The sequence below is a fragment of the Microcoleus sp. A003_D6 genome, from assembly GCF_036702825.1.
Classification (GTDB): Bacteria; Cyanobacteriota; Cyanobacteriia; order Cyanobacteriales; family Microcoleaceae; genus Microcoleus.
Genome location: NZ_JAUBWA010000145.1, coordinates 1 through 14784, shown reverse-complemented (window position 1 = coordinate 14784; position 14784 = coordinate 1). Strand labels below are relative to the sequence as shown.

Sequence of the window (14784 nt, the reverse complement as noted above, 5' to 3'; positions counted from 1 at the left end):
CATAATTTCAGAAATCGCGTATTAGCTTGTTTTTCTGATTAGATAAAATTATCACCACAAGTTCAGGAGAGCCGTGCTGTCAACAACAAATGTCCCGGATGTAAATGGGTTCGATTCTGATAGTTCTTTGTTAGTTGATGGGTCTAGTTCTTTTGTGGTTTCAGCAGTCGATATTGAAGTATTTGCATCCTCTTTTTTGCTGTCTTCCTCTTTGCTGGTGGCGGTATTCGGTTTGTCCGCTGGCTTGCTGGCATCTGGGGCAGCAGCTACAGTCTCGCCTGTTTTTGGTTCTTTACTGGCAAGTGTTTCGCCTGCAACTGCATCTGTTTTGGTGGCGGCTGTGCTATTTGGATTGTTTGTGGCAGCAGTTTCGCTGGGTTTTTCGGCGGTTGAAATTGCCGAATCAGTTGGTGGTTTGTCTGGTGGAGATTTAGTCTCTTCACTTGGCAGTTTTTCGCTAGCACTTTCAGTCGCTGTTACAGTTTTTTCCGGTTCAGATTTGATCGTTGTTTCGGAGGCGGTTGTGACTGGTTTGTCGGTAGTTGCTGATGTTGTTGATTCAACCGCAGATTCAGTCGCTGCGACAGGTCTTTCCGGTTCCGATGTGAGAGTTATTTCGGAGGCTGTAGCAACTGGTTTGTCGGTAGTTGTTGAGGTTATTTCTGCGGATGATTCAGTCGCTGCGACAGGTTTTTCCGGTTCCGATGTGAGAGTTATTTCGGAGGCGGCTGGGACTGGTTCGTCGGTAGTTGTTGAAGTTATTTCTGCGGATGATTCAGTCGCTACTACAGGTTTTTCCGGTTCCGATATGAGAGTGGCTTCGGAGGCATTTGTGACTGGTTTGTCGGTAGTTGTTGAGGTTATTTCTGCGACTAATTCAGTCGCTACGACAGGTTTTTCCGGTTCCGATGTGAGAGGTGTTTCGGAGCCGGCAATAACTGGTCGATCGCTAGTTGCTGATGTTGCGATCGCAATTTCAGTCGCTGTTACAGTTTTTTCCGGTTCAGATTTGATGCTTGTTTCGGAACCGACACTAACTGGTTTTTCGATAGTTGCTGATGTTGCTTCTGCGGTGACGGTTTTGTCCCCAACAGCATCTCCTGTAATTACATCTTTATTAGCAGTCGGTTTTTCAGAAATTGTAACGCTGCTAGAAGAAGACAGAGAATCTGATTTTGCACCGGTGAGAGTGTCTGCGTCAGATTCTGGTTGAGTGTTAGTTGGTGCTAAATTCAGCGTGTGTTTGATGTCGCCGCCGATCGGCAAAACTTTGAGTGTAGAGTCTCCGGCTACCAAGCTGTCAGCGCTAACTGTTTCTGCACCGGTTCCCGCGCTGGTTGAACTGTCAAGTGTTGCGCCGCTATTGTTTAATACAAATACGTCGGCATTCCCGCTCAAATTGTCGATCGACAATTGGAAACTGCCCGGACTGTTGATGTTAAATTTGTAAATGTCAAAAATATTTGTAGTGTCCACACTACCGGTGTAGCTTGTGCTGTCAGTCAATGCCCCGATGTTAAGTTCAGCCATTTGTACCCCTGAAGAATAGTTGCTTCAAAATGCTCTTGAATATCTATCGGGGGGAACTTGAGGTTTTTATGCGAAATCCGGAAGATCGTTACATTTCGTTACATTAGGGTTGCCCGATCGCCCTTCCTTAGCCATCAACCCGCATTTAACGTACCTGATGATTTTGATTCAAACTCTTGTGGGGTGGGCATCCTGCCAGCCCAAAGGTGCTATGTAAATACAGAAAATCTGGCGTTGCACTCGATCGGTGAAAGGGCAAGGTGCGTGAATATCAATAGTCACACAGGATCGGTCAAAAATTTCTAGCCCCGACGCACCCTACAACTGCGATCGCCCGCAATCGATCGCCCCAGGCAATCCCTTATCCCTTACAATAAACAAGCAATTATTATATTTTGAGTTATCCTGTGAGTCCTACTGCCCAAGCCAGCAATACCCTGAATGCGGGTGCTCTGCCAAATGTTACCGCAGCCCGCCGCGCTGTTTTTCCCTTCACTGCGATTGTCGGGCAGGAGGAGATGAAACTCGCGCTGCTGTTGAATGTCATCGATCCGAAAATTGGCGGCGTGATGATTATGGGCGATCGAGGTACTGGCAAATCTACCACAATCCGCGCCCTCGCCGACTTGCTGCCGGAAATTGAAGTGGTAGCAGACGATCCTTTTAACAGCCATCCCAGCGATCCGGATTTGATGAGCGATGAGGTGCGCGATCGCACTTTAGCTCAAGCTGACATCAAAATCGCGCACAAAAAAGTCCAAATGGTAGATTTACCCTTGGGCGCGACCGAAGACCGAGTTTGCGGTACGATCGACATTGAGAAAGCTCTCTCCGAAGGTGTTAAAGCTTTTGAACCCGGCCTTTTAGCTAAAGCCAACCGCGGCATTCTTTACGTCGATGAAGTCAATTTGCTCGACGATCATTTAGTCGATGTTTTGCTCGACTCCGCCGCCAGCGGTTGGAATACTGTTGAAAGAGAAGGCATTTCGATCCGCCACCCGGCTAAGTTTATTCTCATCGGTTCCGGGAATCCAGAAGAAGGAGAATTGCGGCCGCAGTTGCTCGACAGATTCGGGATGCACGCAGAAATTCGGACTGTTAAAGACCCGAATCTGAGAGTAGAAATTGTCGAACAGCGATCGAGTTTTGACCAAAATCCGGCGGACTTTCTCGCGAAATATCAGCACGAGCAAGATGATATGCAGGAGAAGTTGGTGGAGGCCCAGGAACGGCTGAAATCGGTAATTCTCGATCGCGATTTGCGAGTAAAAATTTCCCAAGTTTGCGCGGAATTGGACGTAGACGGACTGCGGGGCGATTTGGTCACAAACCGCGCCGCCAAAGCTTTGACCGCCTTAGAATGCCGCACAGAGGTCACAGTGGACGATATTCGCCGGGTGATGACCCTGTGTTTGCGCCACCGATTGCGGAAAGATCCGCTAGAATCAATAGATTCGGGTTATAAAGTGGCCAAAGTGTTCGATCGGGTATTCGGCCTGGAAACAAGCGAGGGTAACGGGTAATTGGTAATGGGTAATTGGTAATGGGTAATTGGTAATGGGTAATAAAACTACTCGCCAATGCCCAATGCCCAATGCCCAATGCCCAATTACTAATTCTGGCAATGGAAACACGAATTTTAGGATTAGATCCGGGCTTAGCAAACCTCGGATACGGAGCAATTTCCTGTCTAATTGTCCCCGGAAAAGAAGACGAAAATGTTGTTTCCATGATTGATTGCGGCGTGATCAAAACAACGCCAAAACAGGAAATGGGACAGCGCCTCAAAACAATCTACGAAGATTTGCACGCTGTAATTGAACAAGTAAAACCAGATGTAGCAATAGCCGAAAAACTGTTCTTTTACAAAATGGGAAATACCATACTGGTAGCGCAAGCGCGGGGCGTTTTGACACTGGTATTGGCGCAATGTGGAGTGCCGCTGTTCGAGTTTACGCCAGCGCAAATCAAACAAGCTTTAACTGGGCGCGGGAATGCTGACAAATCCGAAGTGCAAGATGCCGTAGCGCGGGAGTTGGAGTTGGGTTATATTCCGAAACCGGATGATGCCGCGGATGCTTTGGCGGTGGCTTTAACTGGTTGGTATGATGATGATATTTGCCCTAAAAAAATAGCATTGCAAACCGTAAAAATTTAATCTAATCTTCAATCTCGCGTTGCGCGGACTTTGCTTGACAAGAAGCGATTTCAATCGCCGATTTCTCTAATTCCCCTTTAAACGATCGGCAAATTCAACACAAATCCCGGCAACACATCTTCTCCCGACAAACTAACTGGAAATTGTACAATCTCCACCTCACGATTAGCGCGATAAATTTCCACTTGTTGGTCTTGAGGATTAATCAACCAACCCAAACGCAAACCGCTATTGAGATATTCCTGCATTTTCTCCTGAAGGGGTCGCAGCGGGTCTGTGCGCGAGCGCAATTCTATGACAAAATCAGGACAAATCGGCGGAAACTTCTCCCTTTGTTCATCAGTTAAAGCCGACCATCTTTCCAAGCTAACCCAAGCCGCATCGGGAGATCTGTCTCCATTATTAGGCAAGCGAAAAATAGTTGAAGAACTAAACACTCTCCCTAGCTGCGTTTGACGGTTCCACAAGCCCAAATCTGTAATTAAATCGGCTTCTCGATTGCCGCTGACTCCGCCTACTGGTGACATAATGATGATTTCTCCTTTAGCAGTCCGTTCAAATTGCCAATCTCGATTCATTTGGCACAAACGGTAAAATTGTTCGTCTGTTAATTCGACAGTATCTAAGTTTAAAGTAACTGTTGTCATTTTTCCTAACTCCCGAGAAATATGAGTCCTACTAACCTATTTTAGCGCCGCTTTTTGTCAATTTTAACATCACTCATCACAGTTTGGAATTAAGCTTTAATACGGGGTTTAAGCCCCAGCCCGACTATTGCGAATTGCAAAATATATGTGGAAAAGGTAATTAAGTGCGATCGCCCAATTCCCACTTAAATCAAAAAAATGCTATAATAGCAACTTTAATTGCTAAAGTTGTCCCGCCAGCAGAGAACCCAGGAAAATAATATGGTGATTATTACCTCACAACAAATTGCCCAATTTCGCTCGCAATTAGCGGAATATCCCGAAGCCCTAAAAGCCCTAGACGCCATAGAAGATTGCGAAGGCAACATCGAAGATGCAGCGATATCTCTAGCAATTCAAGCCGGACAAGAACCAAATATCTCGGAAAATTGGTTAGACGGATTGGCCAAAAGATGCCGCGTTGCTATCTGCAAATCAGAGGTAAAAGAAGAGTTGACAAAGGGACAATTGAATGCTGCCTTTAGAGATTTAGTTGCTGCAAAGGTTTGTCCAGAGATTTTGGTGACGGCGGTGATTATTTATGTGTTTAAAACAGGGGTAAATGATTTTTGTGAACCTCTCGAATATAAACTGTAAAGCCATAGCTGCATTTAAAAATTAGGTGACGCAAAGCTATCCCAAAGGGTAGGGAATCGCCCTCATTTCTCAAAACATGATACAACGAGGCGATCGCAATTCTTGTCTACCCCTGTGCACTGCTGTACCCCGCCGGCACCAAATCCGGCGACAAACCCAAAGATTTCCCCAGCAAACGAGCAAGTTGCACTAAAAAATTAGCAGTATCTTTGTCACCTTCGCGGGCCATTGAAGCCGATATCTGGATTAGCAGTTGCACAAATCCCGCATCAATTAAATCGGAACAGGAACTCAAAACCTCTGGTTCTTGGCCGTTGGGACAGGTAAGCACTCGCTCGATTAAGTTCAAATAAGCCTCTTGGCGGTCTGGATTCATTTTGGGAGGATCTGTACAGTAAATAATTTATTATTACGTTTAAGTCAGTCCTGTCAATCAGGCGATCGAATATGCGATCCCCGTCTTTCCTCTAGAAACTCCATTCAGTCGGGAATAGACAGAAGCTTAAAGAAAATCTTAAGTTTTTCAATGCTAGTTTAGTCGAGGTAAGGTGCCCAATTCGCAGCCTCCTATTAAACGGTAAGTTGCACGCGGCGCACCCTACTATTACAAAACTTAGGAATATACAAAATGAAAATAGGAATATTTTTAGGAAATTTAGGAAATCCCGCCATCTACTATCCCAAACTAGCCAAAATCACCGGCGGAGTCACGGCCAGTATTTTTCTGTGCCAATTATTGCAATGGCAAGCACAACATTCCTACTCCGGCGAATGGGTGAAAACTAACAGCACAGAAATCGAAAAAGCCACCGGTTTAAATCAGGAAGAACAGGAATTAGCGAGACAGCAACTCAAAGTGCGATCGCTCCTCAAACAAAAGTCAACAAACTGCAACACCGACACTCTAGAACTCTGGGCGGACATTGACGCTTTCGAGGAAAAAATTAATAAACTTTTAACTAATAATCCTGCTGATATTATAACACAAACAATCCCCGCAAATAACAATCACCATGTAGAAATAATAGCCGAAACTCCCCCCGAAAATCATGCAGTTAAAACCGATAAATATTTCGGTCAACCGCGCCAGCAAATAGCCGTTGCTGTTACCCCAAATTACCGATTTAGCGGCCCTTGGAACTCCAAAGAACAACTGCACAACTTTCAGCGAGCTTTAGAAGCATATGCCAAAGAACGTAATTTATGGTTTGGCAATCCTTCTGGCTGGGCATTTAAAATTATTGACAGCATGACAAAAGGCTTAACCTCGATTTTTTGGGACGAATTTATCGCCGGAATTCCTTTAGGAGAAAGTCAGAAAGTTAAGCGAGATTGGGAAATTGAGCCGGAAGTGCCTTATCCGGCGTTTGAGGAGGAGCGAATTCAGTATTATGTGCACAAGGGCGAACCGCTGGAAGCAGCGGTATCTAAAGCCCGTGCTGACTTGAGAAATCCCGTGTTGGGTAAAGATTTGTGGGAGGGTTTTTTGCGAAAGTGCGATCGGCTTGCGGATGATGCACTCAAAGCCAAAAATCTAGGAGTGCAGACACCTTATATGCCACCTTCCTTTACAGAAAAACCTCAATTTACAAAAGAAAGTGTCATGAAGAAACTGGAAGCTATCGCACCTCAAATTTCCCTCACACCATCGACTGCTAACACCCTTTCCCCCAGAACTTTAGTAGAACAACAGGAAAGTAAGGAAAAAGAGTCAGACTCAGTTGTTGAAGCTCCCAGTATTGAACTTTTGCAGAAAGCTTGCAAAACTCCGATGGGTCGGAGTATGATTGAAAAACAAATCACCGAACATCCAGAATGGGGCTACGAAATAGTTGACGGTGAGATCGTAGAATCAATTCCTTTTTAGGAGGCAACCATGCAACGAATTAGCGAAATAGATGTATTTGGTTTAGAAAGACCTTCTCTCTCAGAAGCAGAAAGAAAAAGGCTGCGCCGGGAAAGAGGGCAGCAAGAGAAAGAGGAAGGATATCAAAAGTTAGCTGAACTGTGTTATTTAGGTGAATATGACATGGCAAAGCAACTGGCAAATAAACACTATAATTGGGGATACGAAATTGTTGACTGTATTGTGATGGAGAGGATAGATTAAAATAAATTAAATGGTGAATGTGCAACTTTACTGAAAAAGCTTTAGAAGTTGCCAAAAATCTAATTCGCGGTATTTTATCCAAAATTTAGCGACATCATTTTGTCTGAGTAGCTGGAGAGAGTTGTCATAGTAATCTCTATTTTCAAGCTCTGTCATAAACATTTCCCAGTTAGCCTCAAAAAAGGGAACTTGTTGAAGTTTCTCTGCTCTAATGATTTCTGCTTGCTGAATCTCTAAGGCAGTTCCTACTAATTCAGGAAGTTTTAAACTGATAGATAATTCTCGTGCTTCTTTCGGGGTCATGGATTTTGCTACTCGATCACCGCAATCTCTATGTTAAAATTATAGCTAAAACTTAAATACATATCAAAATATGACGACAACTATTAACGCCAAAAACCTAACTTTAGCAGAAGTACACCGTCTGTTCGGCTTTCAAAAGCAGTACACTAACTCATTTACCTCTCTGCTATCCCTTGAAGATATCACAGAACACGAACAGCAGGAACTTATACAAATTAGGGATGATTTCGATGACTATATTTCAACGGATCGAGTTTCTGAAGGACTGGTAAAAGCTCTGACTACCTTTCCCTTAATGCGATTGGCTGGCTTCTACCGCCGCCCGATTAAAATTAGTTTAGAACAAGACATCGCCGAAATTAGCATTGAAGATGAAGATACAATCGTTAAAGGACGGTTTGATATCTTGGCTGTCAACAAGATAAAACCTATCAGAAGCGATACATATTTTTGGGTTTTGGTGATTGAAAGTAAAAATTGTGGAATCAACGCATTGATGGGTTTATCCCAATTGCTAACCTATGCTTATCAAAATTTAAAATATCAAGACACAATCTGGGGTTTGACAACAAACGGAATGCACTATCAGTTCGTCAATATTCAGGGGGGGCATAACCCAACCTATCAGCTATTGTCTTTGCTAAACCTGATGGAACCGGAATCTTCAATTTTGTTGCTGCAAGTGTTAAAAGCCATTTGCAAGCTATAAAAAATGAGCCAGGAAACGGCAGTGCCGTTTCCCTACAATTAATCGGGCGATGGTTACATCAGAAAAGGAAGATTGATAATGTTGAGGTAGGGAAACGGCATTGCCGTGTCCTAAACATGATGATATTGAGGTAGGGAAACGGCATTGCCGTGTCCTAAACATGATGATGTTGAGGTAGGGAAACGGCATTGCCGTGTCCTCAATAGCTACAATAAAAAAGAGGCTGGGAATAATTCCCGCCTCCAATTAGCAATGACTGTTAACCTAAAAGTTAGATTAGCCAGCCAATACTTTTTAGTAGCCTCTGGTGTTAGGCTTGTGCACGATGAAGCTCAGCACTTGGCATTGCTTCACGTTGTCAAAACCCATGACGCGGATGTAACACGTCGGATTTTCTTGGCGGCAAGCTTGAATTTCAGACATGATTTCTTGGACGCTGCGAGCACCAAACAAAGGCAACTTCCACAAAGTCCAGTAGCGCATTTCAGCAGCAGAGGTTTCGTTGAATTCAACGCCGGGAATGTAACCTTGATCCAAGATGTATTGCAGTTGCTTGGCAATTTGCGAGTCTGTCAGCGGGGGCAAATAGGACAGAGTTTCGTAACGACGCTCTTTAGGTAAAGTTTTCATTTTTGTATCTCTAAGGTGTGTGTTCGATCGCACTTGTCGATCGATTAACTCGACAAATTATCCAGATTCGGTTCAGAATCTATTGATGTTTCAGGATTACTGATAGAAACAGACCAATTAAGTTGCGTAATTCGCTCTAAATGCTGGCGTCTGTGTTCCATATTCGACTGTTGAATGCCAGTACAAACCATTTCTGGCAAAAATTCCGTCACATCGTGAGCCAGATACTCTCGCACAGTCATGATCCGAAATCCTAAATCTTGATTTTCCAAAAGCAACTCTTGAATGTAAGCTTCTCCATCTTGGATTTTGCCCTTAGTGGAAAAGTCATTCAACCAGATTGCCAGAGGAGGATTGGTTTCGCTCAACTGAGCGACCACAATCCGCACGGATTGATAGGTTAGGTAACTTGCCAGCACCTTAGCGGTGTCTTTCGCAACTTGTTTGAGATCCATTTTTGACCCCAGCTCCCTCAAATTTTAGATTTTGGATTTTAGATTTTGGATGCAAACTTACTTGTAAATCTTCTTCAAAGATAAAGACTCCACAGCAAGTTTGCTACCTAAAACCTAAAATCTCAAACCCAAAATCATCAAACGGTATCCATTGCCTCGAACTCAAACTTGATTTCTTTCCAGAGTTCGCAAGCAACAGCCAGTTCGGGGCTCCACTTACAAGCTTCGCGAATCACGTCGCCGCCTTCGCGCATCAAGTTGCGGCCTTCGTTACGAGCTTGGACGCAAGCTTCCAAAGCAACGCGGTTAGCAGTTGCACCAGGTGCGTTGCCCCAAGGGTGGCCCAAGGTGCCGCCGCCGAACTGCAAGCAGGAGTCGTCGCCGAAGATTTCCACCAAAGCTGGCATATGCCAGATGTGGATACCGCCAGATGCAACCGGCATGACGCCGGGCATGGAGGCCCAATCTTGGGTGAAGTAAATACCGCGGCTGCGGTCTTCTTCGATGTGGTCTTCGCGCATCAAGTCTACGAAGCCCATCGTGATGCCTTTTTCGCCTTCGAGTTTGCCCACAACTGTACCGGAGTGCAGGTGGTCGCCGCCGGACATCCGCAAGCACTTGGCAAGTACGCGGAAGTGGATACCGTGGTTTTTTTGACGGTCGATAACGGCGTGCATGGCGCGGTGGATGTGCAGCAAGATACCGTTGCGGCGGCACCATTTGGCCAAGGTGGTGTTTGCAGTGAAACCACCGGTCAGGTAGTCGTGCATGATGATCGGGGTTTTGATTTCCTTAGCGAACTCAGCCCGCTCCATCATTTCTTCGCAGGTAGGGGCGGTTACGTTGAGGTAGTGACCCTTGACTTCGCCGGTTTCTGCTTGTGCTTTTTCAATAGCTTCTTGAACGAACAAGAAACGATCGCGCCAGCGCATGAACGGCTGCGAGTTGATGTTTTCGTCGTCTTTGGTGAAGTCCAAACCGCCGCGCAGAACTTCGTAAACGGCACGGCCGTAGTTCTTAGCAGACAGACCCAATTTGGGTTTAATTGTACAGCCCAGCAAAGGACGACCGTACTTGTTCAATTTGTCCCGCTCAACGGTAATACCGTGAGGAGGGCCTTGGAAGGTTTTCAGGTAAGCAATGGGAACCCGCAAGTCTTCCAACCGCAGAGCGCGCAGAGCTTTGAAACCGAACACGTTACCGACCAAAGAGGTCAGCAAGTTGGTGACGGAACCTTCTTCAAACAAATCCAAAGGATAAGCAATGAAGCAGATGTATTGGTTGTCTTCGCCGGGAACTGGCTCGATGTCGTAGCAGCGCCCTTTGTAGCGGTCGAGGTCGGTCAGGAGGTCAGTCCACACAGTTGTCCATGTACCGGTGGAAGATTCAGCGGCCACAGCAGCTCCAGCTTCTTCAGGGGGAACTCCCGGCTGCGGTGTTACGCGGAAAGCCGCCAAAATATCTGTATCTTTTGGGGTGTAGTCCGGCGTGTAATACGTTAGTTTATAGTCTTGAACTCCGGCTTTATACCCAGCCTTTGACTGAGTTTGGGTTTTAGCGTAAGCCATATCTCGCTTCCTAGTATTCGCTTAATTTTTTTGCCCGATCGCAGGCTGTTAAAAATATATCAATAAAGTGGCACTCTAAAATTTTAATATTCTTTTAATCATCATAAGTATTATTTATTTTGCTTTACATTAAGACAATATTTGTAACATATCTTATAAAATGAAAGCGGCGAAGGATGCAGGGGGAAAGGCTGGGGATCGCAGAGCGGGGCGGGAATTTCGATCGAGCGAAAGATATTGTGCAGCGAGCCGAACAGCGGATAAATACGCTATGTGTAAAGAATTTGATACTCAAAAATCAGAATTGGTAAGGGGTAATTGTTAATGGGTAATCGGTCAGCGGGAATTAGTTAGAAATACCTAAAGTTGTGGTTTGCAGTTGAGATCGATCTCAACTTCAATCGAGTATGCAATCTAAAATCCCCAATCTAAAATCTAAAATCTAAAATCCCGTGACTCTCAGACTGCCAACTCAAAAATCGACAGCATAGCACATAATATGGACAGGACTTGTGCAGCAACCTTGTTTCTCAAACGCAATCCGTCGTTACAGCCATGTAACCTCGCTGAAAACCGGGTTTCTGCGTTAGCTGCGCGTAAGTCTACTATGGATATTTAGCCCCATTTTTACTCTGGTTGTGCCTCACCCCCCTTCAAAAGCCGTCCACTGCATCAATCCAGATTGCCCAAGGCCCTACCCTCAGACTTGGGGCAACAATTTTTGTCATAGTTGCGGGGCTCCCCTGCGGCTAAAAAATCGCTACGTGCCTCTACAAGGCCTCGGTTCCGGCGGTTTTGCAGCAATTTTCACAGTTTGGGACACAGAAACTGAAACTGAGCGCGTCCTGAAAGTGTTGCTGGAAACTTCCCCGAAAGCGCTGAAACTGTTCGAGCAAGAAGCTTGGGTTTTGGCGCTTTTGCGGCATCCGGGCGTCCCCAGAGTCGAGCCTGACGGTTATTTTCACGTCCAAACGCAAAATTTTGCAGGCGGGCAGGGAAATGCTGCGGCGAGGCGGCTGCCTTGTTTGGTAATGGAAAAGATTCACGGCAAAACTTTAGAAGAAGTTCTCGACGAGCACCCCCAAGGGTGTCCGCAGGAATGGGTGTTTAGCTGGCTGAGTCAAGCTGTGGAAATTTTAGAGGAGTTGCACAGGTGTCAGATTATTCACCGCGACATTAAACCGAGCAATTTGATGCTGCGATACCCGGAATCGCCACAAGTTTTGCTGAGCAAGGGTTTGGGCGGACTGCAATTGGTGGCGATCGACTTTGGGGGAGTTAAACAGATGGGCGGTGTCGAACCGGTGGGGAAAGATTCTCCGAGTTCGACGCGGTTGATTTCCCCCGGGTACAGCCCGCCGGAACAAATTGCGGGCGGCGGTGTGGGGCCGGCGACGGATTTTTATGCCCTCGGGCGGACTTGCATTCATTTGCTGACGGGGAAGTATCCAGCGGAAATTGAAGATCCGATGACGGGGGAGTTGCGGTGGCGCCACATCGTATCTGTGAGTCGCGATTTTGCGAATTTGTTGGACGATATGGTGCGATCGAACGTGCAGCAGCGTCCGGCTTCCGCAGCGGATGTTCGATCGCGTTTGCAGGAGATTTATGCTAGGAGTAACGGCAAAATTGCCATCGCCCCAATCGGTCAAGCTATTGTAGAATTCTGCCGCCAAGTAGTGGTGGCGGGGGCGCAAAAAACTGTCAGCCTGACTGGTTTTGTGTTTGGCGCGATCGCCCAAATCGTGGTAGCTTCTCTGGATACGGGCTGGGAAATGGTGCTCGGTGGCGTTGGTGGAAGTGCGGGGGCGATCGGCGGTTTGGTTTTGGGCTATGCTTCGCCTATTGGCCCGGAAATTGCCAGTTTTCTGAATGAAGGTTTGCACCAATTAATTCCTAACATGACTTTCGCTGTCGGGCCGGAAGTGCTGCTGTTTGGATTTGCGGGGTTGGGAACTGCGATCGGTTTGACGGATGCGGGGGGTTTTCGCCAGCACAAACAGTATTGGCTGTCAGCAATGATGGGAGTTCAAGGCTATTTGTTAGCGGGTTTGTGCTGGATGGAAGCAACAGCTTCTAGCGGCGTGCAGGGGATTATTTTGGGAGCTTTTGCGATCGCCACTTTAACGATCGGAATGGGTTTGCGGAGTCACCAATTGGTGCACGCTTTGGTAGTGGCTGTTTGTTCTACGGGACTGTTTCTGTTTCTAAATGCTTTGAGCATTTTTCCAGGGAGTTTCTTTGGGATTATGTCGCCGTCTTACGCTGTAATCGGCTGGCTGCAAGTTTGGGGTACTGTGGCATTTTTTGGTTTGTTGGGAAGTGCGATCGGGCTTTGTTTGGGAGTCAGTCATTATTTGGTTGTGCCTTTGTTAAGGTGGTTGGGTTGGCGGTAAGAATAAATATCAAATCTCTATGCTAATCAAGTCATTATCACTTAAGTTCGTCTCAAGATTTTCAATGGTTTGTAGTTTGGCGATCGCCCTTGTGCTCAGCAGCCCCAATCTCGCCAAAGCTGAATCGCGAGAACAAGCCGTAGATCGATTGACAGATATCCTATTCTACAGGGTTAATCCTCAACTAAACAATCGCAAACTCCAAGCGGGCGATCGCGAATATAGCAATCAATGGCGGAGATTGCGCGAGGCGATCGATCCGCGAGTCAAGTCGGTACAAGAAGTCTGCTTTAGGCCCGCCCCAGGAGATACAGGATGGGAATTCACAGTAATTAACGGCGAAACCTACGAACAAACCTACGATATACTTGCAGATACAATTTTTTACAGCCGCCATCCTCAACGAACCGGACAGCAAATTCCCAAAAGCGATCGCATCGGCATTAGTGAATGGTCAGCAATTCGACGCGAAATGTATATTTCCAATTGTGGATTGTGAGACTCGATCGCCTTACACCGCAGCATCGATCCAAGATAAGTCCTAGAGTCGAGGTCATCTTTACACAATTCTGTAAAAAGAAAGGTTTTTAACCGATGAGTATGAAAAATTGGATATGCGATCGCACTCTTGTTACAACCAGAATTATTGCACCATTGATGGGACTAATCGCCATTGGATCTACAAGTTTTGCAGGTGCAGCCCCACAGCAACAAATTTCTAGCATAAATAGTGCAAACATCGATACAGCAAGTCACAAAAAAATCCTCAATAATCCCGAAAAAAAATCAATAATCGTTGCTTTAAGTGAAGAAGTTCAAGTTAGCCTTGAAAATTCTGTAAATTCCCCAAAAAAAATACCTCTTCAACAAGGTATGCCATACAAAGACGCGCGTCAAATCCTGATTCAACAAGGCTGGCATCCCAGCTTACAGGGTCAACCTAACCTCAGAGATAGTTCGGTTAAAGAGCTATTTGATTTAGGATATAAAGAGATTAAGGATTGTTCTGGTACAGGAGAGGGGCCTTGTCGTTTTGAGTTTATCAATCAACAAGGAGAACTGCTAGTTATAGTCGCTACGACAAGAGGTTCTGAAAATACAAAACGTTTTGTGAGGAATTGGTGGATTGAGAAAAAGACAGATAGCAATCAACAAAAATCGTCATCAAACATAATTCAAGAAGGTCGTTATTGGTTGGGAGGTACGGATCGGGGTTTAGAGGTCAAGGGAAAACAATATCGATATTATGACGAGTCTAATATCGAGCGACCGTGGCAACCTCTCTCTGAGTTACAATATATCAAAAAAGGCGTTGTGTTTGATGGTAAAAATTATTGGTGTTTATCTACTCTAGCACCTAAAACAGGAGGAAGTTCTTGTTCTAGAGATGGATGGCAACAAAAGATTTCTCACCAGCTAAGCTGTTACCCATTTAAAATAGTAAGCTGTTCGACATTTAAACCGCTAACGAGGCCTGTAGGGTGCGTCAGCTAGAACACTTACTAAGCAAGGGAAACAAGATAGGGCTGACGCACCCTACAATACTATTTTAAATGCGTAACAGCTTATTAGACCTCTTGCAAAAATAACTAGGACGGGCTCTCCGGCCCATCCCACAAAATTTTTTTTCTTGTGGAATGGG

At 45.6% G+C, this 14784-nt stretch carries 16 protein-coding genes; 9 read left to right on the top strand and 7 right to left on the bottom strand.

Going from position 1 to position 14784, the window contains the following annotated elements:
* Window positions 1-51: 51 nt before the first annotated feature.
* Complete coding sequence (locus tag QUB70_RS27790) at window positions 52-1530, bottom strand: pre-peptidase C-terminal domain-containing protein (protein WP_332984779.1); 1479 nt, start codon at window positions 1528-1530, stop codon at window positions 52-54.
* A gap of 407 nt (window positions 1531-1937) precedes the next feature.
* On the opposite strand from QUB70_RS27790, the gene bchI reads away from it, so the two are divergent.
* Together bchI and ruvC are read left to right on the top strand one after the other, a co-directional pair.
* Window positions 1938-3053 carry a magnesium chelatase ATPase subunit I gene (gene bchI, locus QUB70_RS27785; RefSeq protein WP_442927839.1) on the top strand — a complete coding sequence of 372 codons (1116 nt, stop codon included), beginning with the start codon at window positions 1938-1940 and terminating at the stop codon, window positions 3051-3053.
* A gap of 101 nt (window positions 3054-3154) precedes the next feature.
* Window positions 3155-3688, top strand: coding sequence for a crossover junction endodeoxyribonuclease RuvC (ruvC, locus tag QUB70_RS27780; RefSeq protein ID WP_332984780.1), 534 nt, complete (start codon window positions 3155-3157; stop codon window positions 3686-3688).
* Window positions 3689-3765: 77 nt separating this feature from the next.
* Here ruvC and QUB70_RS27775 read toward each other — a convergent pair whose 3' ends face one another.
* A complete protein-coding gene (locus QUB70_RS27775) occupies window positions 3766-4335 on the bottom strand; it encodes a Uma2 family endonuclease (protein ID WP_332984778.1) in 570 nt (189 codons plus the stop codon).
* Between the two features lie 261 nt (window positions 4336-4596).
* Here QUB70_RS27775 and QUB70_RS27770 point away from each other — a divergent pair, with 261 nt between their 5' ends.
* Window positions 4597-4971, top strand: a complete 375-nt coding sequence (locus QUB70_RS27770; protein ID WP_332984777.1) for a hypothetical protein — start codon at window positions 4597-4599, stop codon at window positions 4969-4971.
* A gap of 106 nt (window positions 4972-5077) precedes the next feature.
* Here the strand turns inward: QUB70_RS27770 and QUB70_RS27765 are convergent, their stop codons facing one another.
* Window positions 5078-5347 carry a hypothetical protein gene (locus QUB70_RS27765; RefSeq protein ID WP_332984775.1) on the bottom strand — a complete coding sequence of 90 codons (270 nt, stop codon included), beginning with the start codon at window positions 5345-5347 and terminating at the stop codon, window positions 5078-5080.
* 252 nt (window positions 5348-5599) lie between these two features.
* On the opposite strand from QUB70_RS27765, the gene QUB70_RS27760 reads away from it, so the two are divergent.
* Window positions 5600-6838 carry a hypothetical protein gene (locus QUB70_RS27760; protein ID WP_332984774.1) on the top strand — a complete coding sequence of 413 codons (1239 nt, stop codon included), beginning with the start codon at window positions 5600-5602 and terminating at the stop codon, window positions 6836-6838.
* A gap of 9 nt (window positions 6839-6847) precedes the next feature.
* Window positions 6848-7081: a hypothetical protein gene (locus QUB70_RS27755; RefSeq protein ID WP_332984773.1), complete on the top strand. Its 234-nt coding sequence runs from the start codon at window positions 6848-6850 to the stop codon at window positions 7079-7081.
* Window positions 7082-7108: 27 nt separating this feature from the next.
* Here QUB70_RS27755 and QUB70_RS27750 read toward each other — a convergent pair whose 3' ends face one another.
* On the bottom strand, window positions 7109-7384 hold the full coding sequence (locus QUB70_RS27750) for a hypothetical protein (RefSeq protein ID WP_332984771.1): 276 nt from the start codon (window positions 7382-7384) through the stop codon (window positions 7109-7111).
* Between the two features lie 70 nt (window positions 7385-7454).
* On the opposite strand from QUB70_RS27750, the gene QUB70_RS27745 reads away from it, so the two are divergent.
* Window positions 7455-8093: a restriction endonuclease subunit R gene (locus QUB70_RS27745; RefSeq protein WP_332984769.1), complete on the top strand. Its 639-nt coding sequence runs from the start codon at window positions 7455-7457 to the stop codon at window positions 8091-8093.
* Between the two features lie 294 nt (window positions 8094-8387).
* Here the strand turns inward: QUB70_RS27745 and QUB70_RS27740 are convergent, their stop codons facing one another.
* From QUB70_RS27740 to QUB70_RS27730, 3 genes are all read right to left on the bottom strand, one after another.
* Window positions 8388-8723 carry a ribulose bisphosphate carboxylase small subunit gene (locus QUB70_RS27740; RefSeq protein ID WP_332984768.1) on the bottom strand — a complete coding sequence of 112 codons (336 nt, stop codon included), beginning with the start codon at window positions 8721-8723 and terminating at the stop codon, window positions 8388-8390.
* 44 nt (window positions 8724-8767) lie between these two features.
* On the bottom strand, window positions 8768-9178 hold the full coding sequence (gene rcbX / locus QUB70_RS27735; RefSeq protein WP_332984767.1) for a RuBisCO chaperone RbcX: 411 nt from the start codon (window positions 9176-9178) through the stop codon (window positions 8768-8770).
* Between the two features lie 137 nt (window positions 9179-9315).
* Window positions 9316-10746: a form I ribulose bisphosphate carboxylase large subunit gene (locus QUB70_RS27730; protein WP_332984766.1), complete on the bottom strand. Its 1431-nt coding sequence runs from the start codon at window positions 10744-10746 to the stop codon at window positions 9316-9318.
* 638 nt (window positions 10747-11384) lie between these two features.
* On the opposite strand from QUB70_RS27730, the gene QUB70_RS27725 reads away from it, so the two are divergent.
* From QUB70_RS27725 to QUB70_RS27715, 3 genes are all read left to right on the top strand, one after another.
* Window positions 11385-13142 (top strand): serine/threonine protein kinase, encoded by a 1758-nt coding sequence (locus tag QUB70_RS27725; RefSeq protein ID WP_332984765.1) that lies wholly within the window; start codon window positions 11385-11387, stop codon window positions 13140-13142.
* A 64-nt stretch (window positions 13143-13206) separates the two neighbouring features.
* The gene (locus QUB70_RS27720) at window positions 13207-13641 is read left to right on the top strand and encodes a hypothetical protein (RefSeq protein ID WP_332984764.1); all 435 of its coding nucleotides are present in this window, start codon (window positions 13207-13209) and stop codon (window positions 13639-13641) included.
* Window positions 13642-13742: 101 nt separating this feature from the next.
* Complete coding sequence (locus tag QUB70_RS27715) at window positions 13743-14636, top strand: hypothetical protein (RefSeq protein WP_332984763.1); 894 nt, start codon at window positions 13743-13745, stop codon at window positions 14634-14636.
* The last annotated feature ends 148 nt before the right edge of the window (window positions 14637-14784 follow it).

Excerpts from the sequence above, each read along its gene's own strand:
- QUB70_RS27790 (WP_332984779.1), bottom strand. The coding sequence starts at position 1,530 with ATGGCTGAACTTAACATCGGGGCATTGACTGACAGCACAAGCTACACC.
- ruvC (WP_332984780.1), top strand. The coding sequence starts at position 3,155 with ATGGAAACACGAATTTTAGGATTAGATCCGGGCTTAGCAAACCTCGGA.
- QUB70_RS27775 (WP_332984778.1), bottom strand. The coding sequence starts at position 4,335 with ATGACAACAGTTACTTTAAACTTAGATACTGTCGAATTAACAGACGAA.
- QUB70_RS27770 (WP_332984777.1), top strand. The coding sequence starts at position 4,597 with ATGGTGATTATTACCTCACAACAAATTGCCCAATTTCGCTCGCAATTA.
- QUB70_RS27765 (WP_332984775.1), bottom strand. The coding sequence starts at position 5,347 with ATGAATCCAGACCGCCAAGAGGCTTATTTGAACTTAATCGAGCGAGTG.
- QUB70_RS27760 (WP_332984774.1), top strand. The coding sequence starts at position 5,600 with ATGAAAATAGGAATATTTTTAGGAAATTTAGGAAATCCCGCCATCTAC.
- QUB70_RS27755 (WP_332984773.1), top strand. The coding sequence starts at position 6,848 with ATGCAACGAATTAGCGAAATAGATGTATTTGGTTTAGAAAGACCTTCT.
- QUB70_RS27750 (WP_332984771.1), bottom strand. The coding sequence starts at position 7,384 with ATGACCCCGAAAGAAGCACGAGAATTATCTATCAGTTTAAAACTTCCT.
- QUB70_RS27745 (WP_332984769.1), top strand. The coding sequence starts at position 7,455 with ATGACGACAACTATTAACGCCAAAAACCTAACTTTAGCAGAAGTACAC.
- QUB70_RS27740 (WP_332984768.1), bottom strand. The coding sequence starts at position 8,723 with ATGAAAACTTTACCTAAAGAGCGTCGTTACGAAACTCTGTCCTATTTG.
- rcbX (WP_332984767.1), bottom strand. The coding sequence starts at position 9,178 with ATGGATCTCAAACAAGTTGCGAAAGACACCGCTAAGGTGCTGGCAAGT.
- QUB70_RS27730 (WP_332984766.1), bottom strand. The coding sequence starts at position 10,746 with ATGGCTTACGCTAAAACCCAAACTCAGTCAAAGGCTGGGTATAAAGCC.
- QUB70_RS27720 (WP_332984764.1), top strand. The coding sequence starts at position 13,207 with ATGGTTTGTAGTTTGGCGATCGCCCTTGTGCTCAGCAGCCCCAATCTC.
- QUB70_RS27715 (WP_332984763.1), top strand. The coding sequence starts at position 13,743 with ATGAAAAATTGGATATGCGATCGCACTCTTGTTACAACCAGAATTATT.